The 12,299-nt window shown below is 68.4% G+C and carries 10 protein-coding genes and 2 pseudogenes; 5 read left to right on the top strand and 7 right to left on the bottom strand.

The window, feature by feature from the left end; all coding sequences use genetic code 11:
* Positions 1-125 precede the first annotated feature (125 nt).
* Together AB0D27_RS43265 and AB0D27_RS43260 are read right to left on the bottom strand one after the other, a co-directional pair.
* The gene (locus AB0D27_RS43265; RefSeq protein WP_362520579.1) at positions 126-1,991 is read right to left on the bottom strand and encodes an alkaline phosphatase family protein; all 1,866 of its coding nucleotides are present in this window, start codon (positions 1,989-1,991) and stop codon (positions 126-128) included.
* Between the two features lie 64 nt (positions 1,992-2,055).
* Entirely contained in the window at positions 2,056-3,570 is a 1,515-nt protein-coding gene (locus tag AB0D27_RS43260) for an alkaline phosphatase family protein (protein ID WP_362520576.1), read from the bottom strand.
* Positions 3,571-4,514: 944 nt separating this feature from the next.
* On the opposite strand from AB0D27_RS43260, the gene AB0D27_RS43255 reads away from it, so the two are divergent.
* Together AB0D27_RS43255 and AB0D27_RS43250 are read left to right on the top strand one after the other, a co-directional pair.
* Positions 4,515-5,225, top strand: coding sequence for a hypothetical protein (locus tag AB0D27_RS43255; RefSeq protein ID WP_362520573.1), 711 nt, complete (start codon positions 4,515-4,517; stop codon positions 5,223-5,225).
* A gap of 118 nt (positions 5,226-5,343) precedes the next feature.
* A complete protein-coding gene (locus tag AB0D27_RS43250) occupies positions 5,344-5,715 on the top strand; it encodes a hypothetical protein (protein ID WP_362520571.1) in 372 nt (123 codons plus the stop codon).
* Between the two features lie 160 nt (positions 5,716-5,875).
* Here AB0D27_RS43250 and AB0D27_RS43245 read toward each other — a convergent pair.
* A pseudogene (locus tag AB0D27_RS43245) lies at positions 5,876-6,712 on the bottom strand (RNA repair domain-containing protein); the annotation flags it as partial.
* A 277-nt stretch (positions 6,713-6,989) separates the two neighbouring features.
* Here AB0D27_RS43245 and AB0D27_RS43240 point away from each other — a divergent pair.
* A complete protein-coding gene (locus AB0D27_RS43240) occupies positions 6,990-9,188 on the top strand; it encodes a hypothetical protein (RefSeq protein WP_362520568.1) in 2,199 nt (732 codons plus the stop codon).
* Between the two features lie 259 nt (positions 9,189-9,447).
* Here the strand turns inward: AB0D27_RS43240 and AB0D27_RS43235 are convergent, their stop codons facing one another.
* The 4 genes and pseudogenes from AB0D27_RS43235 to AB0D27_RS43220 form a co-directional block, all read right to left on the bottom strand.
* Positions 9,448-9,588: a hypothetical protein gene (locus AB0D27_RS43235; protein WP_362520587.1), complete on the bottom strand. Its 141-nt coding sequence runs from the start codon at positions 9,586-9,588 to the stop codon at positions 9,448-9,450.
* Positions 9,549-9,743, bottom strand: a pseudogene (locus AB0D27_RS43230) (hypothetical protein); the annotation flags it as partial. The pseudogene AB0D27_RS43230 and the gene AB0D27_RS43235, both read right to left, overlap by 40 nt.
* Positions 9,744-10,077: 334 nt before the next feature.
* Positions 10,078-10,335 carry a hypothetical protein gene (locus AB0D27_RS43225; RefSeq protein ID WP_362520565.1) on the bottom strand — a complete coding sequence of 86 codons (258 nt, stop codon included), beginning with the start codon at positions 10,333-10,335 and terminating at the stop codon, positions 10,078-10,080.
* A 696-nt stretch (positions 10,336-11,031) separates the two neighbouring features.
* Positions 11,032-11,535 carry a zinc ribbon domain-containing protein gene (locus AB0D27_RS43220; protein ID WP_362520584.1) on the bottom strand — a complete coding sequence of 168 codons (504 nt, stop codon included), beginning with the start codon at positions 11,533-11,535 and terminating at the stop codon, positions 11,032-11,034.
* 114 nt (positions 11,536-11,649) lie between these two features.
* Between AB0D27_RS43220 and AB0D27_RS43215 the strand changes: the two genes are divergently transcribed.
* Together AB0D27_RS43215 and AB0D27_RS43210 are read left to right on the top strand one after the other, a co-directional pair.
* The gene (locus tag AB0D27_RS43215; protein ID WP_362520562.1) at positions 11,650-11,991 is read left to right on the top strand and encodes a hypothetical protein; all 342 of its coding nucleotides are present in this window, start codon (positions 11,650-11,652) and stop codon (positions 11,989-11,991) included.
* A 168-nt stretch (positions 11,992-12,159) separates the two neighbouring features.
* A partial coding sequence (locus tag AB0D27_RS43210; RefSeq protein WP_362520581.1) for a CoA transferase occupies positions 12,160-12,299 on the top strand: 140 nt, incomplete at its 3' end.

Raw genomic sequence — 12,299 nt, 5'->3', positions numbered from 1 at the left:
GTGGGGGTCGGGTGGGGGGGGGGGCGTCGGGGTTGTGGGGGGTCGGCCTGCGCCGCCGGGCGGGGGGGGGGGGGGCCCCCCCCCCCCCCCCCCCCACTACTCGACGATGACGAACTGGCCGTGTACTACTGGCCGCTGACCGGCTGCCCCGCTGCCGGGTCAAGGAAGAATGGCTTGGCGTTCGGCGCATTGCCGTGCGCGTTGCCCTGCCCCTGTTTTGCGGCGAAGTTGAACATGTTGTCCAGGCTGCCGGCAACGGCGTCGAAGCTGCCGGCGATACGTGGCAGGCTCCAGTTGTCCTCGACGAACCGGAGGATCGAGGACTGGTCGGTGAGCGTGTGGTCAACCGCGTTGCTCTTGGCCCACGGAGAAATCACGAGCAGCGGCAGGCGCGGCCCGTATCCGCATCGCCCGGACTGACCCGCCAGCTGCGTCCCCGTGCCGCACGCACCGGTACCGGTCAGCGCGTCGGCGACCGAGGCGGACGGGTTCTTTACGCCGCTGTAGGCGTGGTCGTAGAAGCCGTCCGAGTCGTCATAGGCGATGACGACTGCGGTGTTCTTCCAGTCGGGGGTCTTCTGCAGCGCGTTGATCTCCTTGACGATGAACTGCTGCTCATCGATCGGGTCGGAGTACGCGGCGTGCCCGTCCTGGTACCCGCCGGCTTTGAGGAAGCTGACGCCGGGCAGTGCCGACGGAGGCAGGTCGCCGTGGTTGATCGCGGCGACGAGCTGGTCGAAGTCGCTCGTGTCGTACTGGTGGTTGGGCGTGTCGAACTGCGGCTGCCCATCCTTGTAGTGCTGTGTGTCAGTACCCACGGTCCGCAACCCGGCCGTCGTGTCCTGTCCACGCGTGTCGGTCGGCACGGTCAGGTGGTGCGGGTTCGCGGTCGAGGCGTAGTAGTTGAACGGCTGGTGGTGCGGGATGTAGTCGTCCTTCCACCCGTACTGTCCGGTGCCCGCCTGCAGAGGACCGGTGAGGCCGGCGCCGACCGGGTGGACGGCGTTGCAGATGCCCTGGTTCGTCGAGTTCGGTACCGCCTTGTTGAAGCCGCCGTTCTGGAACTCGTCGGGGACGAACGTCGCAGCCGACTGGCCGGCGTGCCCGGTCGTCGTCGCGGCGTCGGCGAAGGACGTCGTCGGCCGGAAGCCGCCTTCGAAGAAGCCCCACGACACGCCGGACTCGTTCAGCTCGTCGCCGATGTTCTTACCGCTCATCGCGACCGCGTCACGGGTCGAGCAGTCGTCCCAGTACGGCTGCGCGTCGCTGGTCAGTGAGTAGCCTCCCTTGCCGTCCGGAGTGAGGTCGGCGTTCGGCTTCGCGGCAGTCGCGATCGACGGGTTGCCCGACGTGTGGGCCATGTCGACCCCGCCGGTGTTGCCGGACACCAGGTTGACCGCGCCCGGTGACGAAGGGCCGAACGTGGTGCCATAGGAGTTGTCGCTCATCGCGTAACGCTGCGCGTAGTTCCACAACGCGGTGACGGTGTTCCCGTCGTAGTAGTTCATGACGTCCCCGGCGGCACACGGCGTGCCCTCGGGGCTCGTGCCCCCAGCGTTGCCCACCGTCTGCGGGAACCGGTCCATTTTCCCGCCGTCGAACGCCCGCTGTTCGTCGTTGTAGTTGTGGTCCTGGTCGCAGGTCAGCACGTCGTTGACATGTGCCGGGTCGTCACGACGAGGGTTCACCCCGTTCGGGTTGGCCGTGAGCAGGGCAGGGCTGAGTCCATTGACTGCCGGTGTACCGGGCTTGGCGGTGACCGGGTGACCGGAGGTATTGGTGGCCTGTGGGTAGGTGCCGAAGTAGTGGTCGAACGAAACGTTCTCCTGGTAAATCACGACCACATGCTTGATCGGGGTCGTGGCGGCAGGCGCTGCCGCGGCCACGCCTGAGGCCGTGCCCACACCGGTGACGGCTGCCGTCACACCGGCGGCGACCACAGCCGCCCCGATGACCAGACGTTTCTTTATTCTTCGTGATGATCGCTGCACGGGAACCTTCCTGCGATAAACAATGGGAGACGGCCTGCCGTTGAAGAAGCTGGTAGCAACTTGGTCAGTTGCGGGGTTCGCCCGTATTCGGGTCGAGGATCAGTGGCTTGGGGTACGGGTGGCTGAAGTCGAACATGTTGTTCAGGCTGCCGGCGAGTGCGTCGAAGGAGCCGTCGCCGATGCGCTGTCCGCCCAACCAGTTGTCTTCGATGAAGCGCAGGATCGAGGTCTGGTCGGTGAGGGCGTGGTCAACGGAGTTGACCTTGCTGTAGGGGCTGAAGACCATCAGCGGCTGGCGCGGACCGTGACCGCAGCGGTTCTGGTAGCCGGCCAGCGGGGTGCGGGCGCCGCACATCCCGTCACCGGTCAGTGCGTCCTGCGAACTCTGGCTGTCGTTGACTATGGGGCTCATCTGGTGGTCGTACCAGCCATCGCTGTCGTCGTAGGCGAGGACGACAGCGGTGTCCTTCCAGTCCTTGGACTTCTGCAGCCGGTTCATGGTGTCGACGATGAAGTGCTGCTCGTCCAGCGGGTCGGACTGGGCGGGGTGCGCGTCCTGGGAAACTCGCGGCTTGAGGTACGACACGGTCGGCATGTTCCCGGCGTCCACGGCGGTCCAGAAGTCGGACAGATCGTACTGGTGGTTGGCCTGCCCGTTGCGCCCGATCTCCGCAGACGAGGCCGGGGGCAGGTGATGCGGGTTGGCGGTCGACTTGTAGTACTGGAACGGTTCGAGGGTGTCGTGGTAGTCCTCTACGTTCTCGCCGCCGATGTTGAGGTGGTGGGAGCCGCAGACCGCGGTGCCATCGGCGTTGCGGGAGGTCGGCCGGAAGCCGCCGGAAAAGTAGCCCCAGTTGATGTTCTTCGCGTTGAGCAGGTCACCGATGTTCTTGCCGGTCATCTGGACCTTGGGAGCGGTCGGCGACTTCGGGCAGTCCTCGAAGGCGGCCGAGACGCTGGTGGAGATCACGGTCCCGTTGACGACCGCGGCCGACGGCTTCGACGAGATCGCGCCGTGGGTCTGGCCGGAGACGAGGTTGAGGTGGCCGGGCACAGTCGGGCCGAACACGGTGGAGTAGGAGTTGTCGCTCATCGCGAAACGCTGCGCGTAGTTCCACAGCCCGGTGACGGTGTTGCCGTCGTAGTAGTCCATCACCAGGCCCGGCTTGGAGATGTGCGGCGCCGCGCACTTCTCGTTGTCCGTGCTCTCGATGAACTTGTCCATCAGGCCGTGGTCGAACGCCTGCTGCTCGGCGGCGTAGTCGTGGTCCTGGTCACAGACCAGCGCCTCGCTGCGGTCCAGCCGCTGCGGGTTGGCGGCGTTGGGGTTGTGGGTGAGCAGCTCCGGCGTGAGCCCGTTGATCGTGGGCGTCCCGGGCGCAGCGTGGAAGGCCGGCTCCCCGGGCAGGTTGACCGCGTTGGGGTAGGTGCCGAAGTAATGGTCGAAGGAGATGTTCTCCGGGAAGATCACGACCAGGTGCTTGATCGGCGTCGCGGTGTCAGAGGCCGGTGCGGCGATACTTGTGCCGGTGCCCGTTGCGGTGGCGATGGCTGCGATCAGGCAGGCGGCCGTCGCCACCCCGGTGAACCGACGTCTCGTTGTTGTTCGTGATGTCCGGTGCACGAAAACCTTCCCATGGAAAGGGACAGTTGGTCCGACCATCCGACCGGCCAAAATTGACGAAACACCGCCGCGGCAGTGTCCGGGGGGTGTCCGAGAGACAAAGCTTGGCGGCGGTTCGGGGCGTCGGGCGATGTGGCCTGTGGCCGCGCAGGGCTCGCTGCGGGAGGGGCTCGGGGACCATGCGTGCCTCCTCGACGATGGTCGGTGCTCTGGACTGCGGTACGGCGGACGGGCCGCGTGGCTCCGCCCTCAACTACAAAAGGCCGGAGTAGGCGCCGTTTTTGGTCTCGGAGGTTCGCAGCGATTTGCTTGCCATGCTGTTGAAAGACGTTGATGGTCACGTCGTCTGATCCCCAGTCGGACATCGGCCCGGTGCCCTGTGGCCGGCCCGCGTGACGATGGAACGTGTCGGGGTCAGACGCCGACTGGTGCCAACCTCCAGGAGGTGTGAGTCCGGTTGGCGGTCCGAAGACGGACTGGCGCGGGACCGCAACAAGACGCTTGCCTGCCTGGCCGGGGCCGAGCCGGTGGCGGCTGCCCGGCGGCCGGGGCAGCGGCTGCAGCTCTTCCCCTCGCAGTCCGCTGGGACCACGAGCAGGTCAACTCCCGGCGCCCGTAGCGGCTGCTGACCCATGCGCGGGCCGCGCCGCACCCGGGCGGGGTGCTGGCCATCGACGACTCCGGCGATTCCAAGGGCGACCGCGCGACCGCGCATGTGGGGCAGCAGCGGCCTGCCGGTACGGCAAGACGGACAGCGCCGTCGTCACGGTAACTACCCGGTCGGCGGACGAGCACGTGTACGTCCCGCTCCCCGGCCTGCTCGCCCTCCACGAGGAGTGCGAGCAACACAGTGGGTGCCGATAAATCATCCGGCCTGGTCAGGCGGCATGTTGGTACTCGTGGAGGGTTCCGCCGAGTCGGTCTCGGCGGCGTACCTCCAGGTGTCTGATTCGGCAGACGCAACCCCGTACCCATACCCTGGCCAAGGTTGCGGGACTCCGGACACCTCGCCCACCGGGCTGGGCCGGCTGGGTGCCGTCGGCGGGCACTCCATCTGGTTCGAACACGCCGGCCGCGATCTGCATACGGTACTGGCCGCGCTGGAGGACCTGGGCGCCGTCACCCTCCACGAGGGCATGGCCCACCCTGTCTTCCTCGACCTGCCGCTCGACGAGGAGTCCCCCCCGAGCCGGCCCGCCGGACTCCCGCCCGAGCTCGCCCAGATCCTAGGCGCCGCCGAGCAGGCCCGGCAGCGAGAGGCCGAACTGACCGCAGGCCCGGTCGAGTTGATCCGCCTCACCGATCTCGGCACGGAATCCGTACGCCGGCGGCTGCTGGCCGAAGGCCGGGACGCCCCGCTCATCGGCGAACGCGCGCAGGCCCCCGCGGCCGGCCTGCTGGGAGTCCTCGGCGATCACTACGATCCGGACTCCGCCCGCGCCGAGGTCGCCGCGTGGACGGCGGCCCACGGCGATCTGCGCGCAGCGGATGATCCGCGGGCCGCGGGGAGCCACATGCAGCGGGCGAGCCACATGCAGCGGGCGAGCCGCACGCAGTGGGTGAGCCGCAGGCAGCCGTTGAGAAGCGCACAGATGCGGTACGCGCTATGACGTTCCGTACCCGCGCCGAGGCCATGCTGGACGTCCTCGTCACCACGCTCGACGACGGCGAGACCCTGCTGCGAAACCTGCGTATCCGGCTCCGGCTCCCACCGCACTGAGCGTCCTGGTGCGCCGGGACCTGCTCGCCCCGGAGGACCTGACCGAGGCGGAGGCGCTCCTCATGGTCGCCGAGAGCCTGCTGCAGCTCCTGGAAACGGCCGGTCCCGACGGGGTGAGCGAGATGCCGCGTGACCAGGGCTCCCAGGCCGAGGAGGCAATCGAGGCCGCCCTGGCCTCCGGCCGTCCGGACCGGGTGGGCATCGCGGAACTCAAGACTGTCGCCGAGGACGTGCTGCGCAAGTCGAGCACACGCGTCGGCCGTGTGGTCCAACAGCGGTCGCACGGCAAGAACAAGGGCCGGGGGCTCGCAAGGGAGGCAAGAGGCGCCGTTGACCGGCCCAGCGAGCCACCGTTGGTTGCTGGGAGGGGCGGGCGCTGACGCATCTCCGGCAGGCGTCAGAACACTCCGCCCGTGCGACCTGAATCCCGGGCGGCGCTTTGCCTCACCTGGCTTATGTGAATCACCTGTTGGTGATCTCGGAGAGCCAGGCCGTGTCCTCCGGGCCCGGCGCTTCGGGGCCGGGCGCGGGCAGCCGGCGGACCTCGCCCGTGCGCAGGGCGACCGTGGCCCGTGGCCGCATCGGCCCGTCGCCCCTGCGTGAGAGCAGGACGAGGTCCCAGACTGTCGCCGTCATGGCGTCGAGCCGGGTGGCGCAGTCGGCGGTGACTCGCCGCGGATCCCGGGTCCAGCCCAGGGACAGATGTGGGGTGAAGTTCTTGGCAGGCCCACGACAGCGCGGGAATCGCTGCTGCAGTACGCGGTGCAGGTCCGCCCACGGCGCCTGGTCGGCCGCAGTCGGGTCGATCCACACGGTGAAGTACGCCCTGTGCCGGAAGGTGCGCACCCCGTCCAGCCGGGCGGTGAAGACCGGCGTCTCGGCCGTCGCCGCGGCGAGCAGCGGGGCCGCCCGCTCGAAGTCGGCCTCCGGCACGAAGCCGAAGAGCACATTGACGTGCGGCGGCCAGCGGTGGATCTGCGGATCGTAGTCCCGGCGGATGTCCTGGATCGGCGGCCACAGCTCCGCAGGCGGGATCCAGGCCACCGCCGTGCGGGCCGTCGGGGACACGTCGAGGACGCCGGCGCGCTCACCCCTGCCGGAGCTCGTGCAGAAGCTCAAGTCCGCTTGCGGGCTCCGTACCCGGCCGGCGCCCGACGCGTCGATGCGGTCCACACCTGTGGCCCGGTCCCAGACCACCTCGCCGTCCGCCTCGATGAACACCACCCGGTGCCACGGGATGTCGCCCCCGGGCACGAAGGAAGGCAGCGGAATGCGTTTGAGGGCATCCCCGCGCTGGCTGATCCCCAGCGCGAACCTGGCCGGGTCGAACCGTGGGTCCCAGCGGACCCGGTGATAGATCTCGTCGCTGGTCCGCATCACGCCTCCTCTCCCGCCTTCACATCTTCTCTTCCTCCAGGGTGCCGCCCCCCCTGTCCTCGACGGTTGTTCCGCTCGCACCGCGACGCATCGGGTGCGGTGCGCCTGACGGGGGACGGCAGGGAGAACCGGTGCGCATGTGTGGTGAGCACCCGCGGCAGCACTGCCGCACCTGTTCTCGGCGTCCTGTCGGTTCTGGGACCGGCTTGTTCGTCACGGCCGGTAGCGTGGGCAACGAGACAGAGCCCTGCGAAGACAAGAGCGGGAAACCATGCGGATGATCTTCAATCCCGCGGAGGAGAACGAGTACGAGGCCGTTTGTGCTCTTCTTGTCCGCCGGTTCGAACAGTGGGCCTGGGAGAACGGGATCGACGCCGATCCGTTCGTCGTCGAAGCCGCGCTGGACTATCGCCATCTCGGTACGCCGGACGGCAGGCTGGGACTGTGGGACCAGCGGTGCGTCGAGGAGTTCCTGCTCGACTGGGTTCCGCGGACGGTGAGCGTACTTCCCGACGAGGAGCCCGCCGATGCGCCGGGCACTCTGCGGTGCCTGCTGCGGTATCTGGATGCCGTCCGTCTTGCCGATCCCCGAGGGGCGTCACTGCCCGAGGTGCTGGAGGCCGTCGACGCGGCGGCGCCCCGCTACGCGGAAGCGATGGCCGACCGCAGCCTCTGGGGCCTGGCGAAGTTCTGGATCACTGCCGCCGCGGAGCAGGGCGTCGACGTCCTCGACGAGCAGGCGTTGCAGGACTTCGTGGGGCGGGCACAGGGTGGCGAGGTGCCCTACGACCCGGAGGTGCTTCAGACCATCGTCGAGCGGCACATGCGGAGTTCCGGGCCCGTACGGTCCGAGCCGCAGCTCCCGGTCGCGCTCCCGGGCGACGACGTCCTGCGGGAGCAGGCCGGCCGGTCACCGGTCCTGCGGCAGCTGCGCGGCCTGGCCGAGTGGGCGGGGCGCGACCGCAGAACGCTCACCGGTTCCGGCAGGCTGCGTCTGTCAGATGCCCGGGAACTCGTAGAACGGCTGGACACCGGAGACGACACGGACTCGGTCCGCTCGTCCGGGGACCTGCCGCGCCTCAACCTCCTTGTGGAGTGGGCGAAGAAGGCCAGGCTGATACGAGTCGCCAAGGGGAGGCTGTACGCGGTGGCCAAGGCCGAGCCTGTGCTGAACGACCCGCTTGCACTGTGGCGGCGCGCGTTCGACGCGTTCCGTGAGCTGCCGAGCCCAGTGAGGGGCGGGCGGGGCGGCAGGTACGGAGGATCCGTGCTGTTCGACGAGTACGACGTGTACGACGTCGTCCTGCCCGACGTACTGGCAACCCTCTACAGCCTGCCGTACCCCATGCCCTGGCCCCAGCTGCGGGACACCGTCCACCTCGCCTACCGCTCGAGTTCCCTGCTCGAGGTCTTCGCTACGGGGCCCATCGGGTTCGAACAGGCCGATGACGATCTGCGCACCGTGCTGAGTGTTTTGGAGGACCTGGGGGCGATCGAGTGCCACCAGGGGATGGCCGATCCTGTCTTTGCGGATCTGGCGATGAACGAGAACGACCTCGAGGGGTGGGCCGGAATACCGACCGAGGACAATGACGACCTCGAGACGCCGTCCGGCATGCTGCCAGGGATGCCGACCGGACTTGCCGGGCTGCTGGATGACGCCCTGCTGGACGAGACCCTGTCGGGTGACGCCCTGTTGGACGGCGCACGGCCCGATGACGCCCTGTTGAATGACGCTCTGCTGGATGACGAGGCCACCCAGCGGGCCCGGAAACTGAAGTCCGAACTGAGCGCGGGCCCGGTCGAGTTGATCCGTCTCACCGACCTCGGAACGGACTCCGTGCGCCGTCGGCTGCTGGCCGAAGGCCGGGATGCACCCCTGATTGGCGAGCTTGCCCAGGCCTCGCCGGCCGGTTTGCTGGGCGTCCTCGCCGATCACTACGATCCGGAGTCCGCCCGGGTGGAGCTCGCCGCGTGGATCGCCGTCCACGGCGACCGGTCCGCGGCGCAGGAGCAGCTCGTCCACGCGGTGCGGACCATGCCGTTCCGTACCCGCGCCGAGGCCATGCTGGACGTCCTCGTCTCAACGCTCGACGACGGGGAGTTCCTGCTGCGAAGCCTGCGTTCAGACCCCTCGCTGGCTCCCACCGCGCTGAGCCTCCTGGCCCGTCGGGAGATTCTCACCCCCGAGGACCTCACGGAGCCGGAAAGCTTGCTTATGGTCGCTGAAAGCCTGTTGCAGCTCTGTGAGGCGACCGGCGCCGACGGCGTGAGCGAGGTACTACGCCAACAGGGTCGCGAGGCCGAAGAAGCCCTCCGGGCAGCTCTGGCCTCCGGTCACCCGGACCGGGAGGGCCTCGCGGACCTTCAGGCCCTAGCCGAGCGTGTGCCCCGGGAGCGCAAGGCCCACGTCGGCCTTGTTCAGCAGCGCGGCCACCGAAAGAACGGCAGACGGGGCGGCAAGCGGCGCCGCTGAGGACCTGGCGCTCCTGGCGCTCAAGGGCGACGCCGGCGGCCGAGTGACCGCATGTTCGAGGCAGCGGTCTCCCCGCCCGCGGAACCAACCGGCCCGCTATCCCGCTGCCCGCCGTCCTCAAAACGATTGCGTAGCCCCTCAACGCCTGGAGCCTTGGCGCGGGCTTCTTCCGCCTGGCGGAGCATTGCTCGATGTCGTCATGACCTCAGCCCTGCCCGCCGCCCAGAACCTCGCTACACCCAGGCCTTCGACGGCGTCTTCACAACCCAAGACAGATCGCGGTGATGATCGAGTGTTCGACGGCGAACAGGGCGCGGAGCGAGCCGCAATAGTGCTGCTCACCGGCAGGGTGCACGGCTTTCAGAACCTTGCCGAGCGACCCGTGCTGCTGGCGCTCCACTGCCGGATCCTGCCAGGAGATGGCGTCCGCGCGCGGTCTAATTCGAGGAGAGCGGCAACGGTGATCAGTGCCGTTACAGAGACGACGGTGGGCAGCAGGATGGAATCTCGGGCGAGTTGTTCGGCCACGCGATACTGCGAGGCGTAGGGGTAGAGGGTGTCGCGGTCGCATAGCAGGCAGCGGAAGCCGGAGGCGCGGTCGCCGAGGTCGGCGAGAAGGTTTCTGGCGAGTTGGGTGGCCCAGCCCCGCGCGCGGTGAGTGGACCGCATTCCTCAAGGCCCAGGCCCACGGCCTGCTCGTCACCGACTACTTCCACCTCGACACCGTCGGCCCGCAGCGCCCGAACGCTCTGTTCGTCATGGAGGTCGGCCCACGCACCGTCCACATCCTCGGCGTAACCGCCCACGCCACCGCAGCGACGGCGCGGGGCTGGGCCGAATCCGGCGGCACGCAGGATGCGGCGGACGGTGGCCGGGCAGACCCTGTGCCCTAGGCGGCGTAGTTCGCCGTACACGCGCCGGAACCCCCAGCATGGGTTCGCGGAGAGACGATGAGGTGGCGCTGCAGGGACTGGGGGAGTAGCCGGGCGAGGGCGGTGATCAGCGCCTGGCCCGGCCAGGCCCGGCGGCGTAGCACCGCGAGTTCGTGCCGCAACATCAATATCTTGACCCCCTTTGCCGCGGAGAATCGGCACAGCAGAGCGAGCCACGCGCAGATCGGCGCAGTGATCAGGTAGAGCACTCGCACGAGCACAGGGTTCGATGGTGCCGTTCGCCTCCGGAAAAGCGTCGTCCCAGGTCGCGGGCGGTACAGCCGTTATGGAGTGGTACGGGGCGGGTAGGGGCATGCACCGGAATCAGCGGGCTAGTAACGCGCCTTCGCCCAATGCTGAAAAATTTACCTACAACCTATTGACTTGGGGCATAGTGCGTGCATCCTGGTTACCAGGCCACAACACCGAAAAAATCGCAAAGTCGATGAGGACGTCTAGTCGGCGGAGCGACTTCGACAGGATGTGGTTCAGGCCCCCGGCAAGCCGGCGCGATACCGAGGCAACGGTGACGACTGAAGCTTCAGGACACGTGCAGCACTACCGGGGACTGTTTTGCCCTCGGAGCCTTCGCGCGGGCCTGGCCGCGGTGCCGGAAGGCTCTGCCCGTCCTCACGAGCGCCTTGTGCGGGCTTCTCACAGGGTCGGCGCGGGTCACGCCCAGCGGGGCCGCCCGGCGGATCTAGCAGCTCGAGCCGTCCTTGCGCGATCACGACCGTATCGTTAGTGGTCAACTCCCTCGGACACGCCAATACCCCATGACTCCCGTTTCGCGGCAGGGGAAACCGGCACCCGCCTCCGGCTTCCGGCCGGGCGCGGGTGCTTTGTCGTTTCAGGGGTCCTTGTGGCCTCCTCCTTCCTACGGTGCGTGCGTGCGTGTGCCGGGGTGGTGGTCAGCCGATGGTGATCCTTTCTCGTCGTGGTGTGTCTGTGGTGAGGGTCCGGGCTGTCGCGTCCAAGGTCAGCGTGAGGGCCATGGTTCGAAGGCGCTCGACGGCGTCTGCTGGGGATATGCCCTCTGGTTCAGACTGGTGGTCGGTGAGGCGGATGAGCAGTGCGGGCAGGTGGGGCAGGACCTGGTCCTCGCGGATGTAGGCGTTGGGCGCCCGGTCGCCGGCGGATGGGGTGGCGCTGGTGTGGCCGTGCCGGCACCGGTAGGCGGGGCGGTGGGCACAGTGGGAGTCCACGCGGCGCTCGCACAGTGCGCAGTGCAGCAGTCCGGCCAGGAGGTAGGTGCGGCCCGGAGCCGTGGGCCGGTCGGCGTGGAGGTGCTGGACGGTGACGAAATCAGCCTCGCTGACCAGGGCCGGATGCGCCGGTTTCGCGGAGATGATCCAGTCGGTGGGGGCGTTCCACCGCATCACGTCCCGGTGGCCGCTGGTGTTGGCGGGGTCGATGAGTTCGTGGTCGGTGCGTTCTCGGTTCCAGACCTGGTGGCCGGTGTAGCGGGGGTTGGGGGTCGAATTGGGCTACGACCATGAGCGCCCCACGTACAACAGTCCGCGGCGCGCGTGCCGAGGGCGCAGTCGTCGGCGGTGCGCGCGGAAGAGTGCGACGAGCTGATCGCGCGCATGGCGGGCCTGGCCGTCGCCGATCCGCCCCTCCGGCCTTCCTCCCACCCGGCCTCGCGCCGACTGATCCATGAGCCCATGCCCGTGGCGTCGGCCGACTACCAGCACCGCGAGGACCTCATCGACGCGTTGCTGTGCGCATGGACAGCGGCACCGTGGTCGCGCCACGGACGGAAGCGCTGCCAAGTCCTGGGGGAGGAGAGCGGCGTTCCCTCGGGAACCGTCGCGACCGTCATCGCGCCCGCCCGCCCCGCGCAGAGGCGTGGCCGAACGGCTGACTGAGAGGGGAGCTGACCGTAGGGAGCGGCTGAGCGGGAAGGTGAAATCTTCTCGGCGCCCCCTGGACATCCCTTGCGTCTACCGCAACCATGGGAGCAACTCCATACGGTATGCAATCTACAGTATGGAGCTGGCTGGTGGTGACGGCGACGTACAAGTGAGGTGGCGATCATGGCGAAGGCTCTTGAGGGCGTGCGCGTTCTGGATATGACGCATGTGCAGTCCGGTCCGTCCGCGACGCAGATCCTCGCGTGGCTGGGGGCGGACGTCATCAAGCTGGAGGCACCGGCCGGTGACATCACGCGCAAGCA

Origin of the sequence: Streptomyces sp. NPDC048415, assembly GCF_040651675.1 — a bacterium.
Lineage (GTDB): Bacteria > Actinomycetota > Actinomycetes > Streptomycetales > Streptomycetaceae > Streptomyces.
The sequence above is the reverse complement of the archived record's forward strand: the minus strand, read 5'-3'. Positions and strand labels throughout refer to the sequence as shown.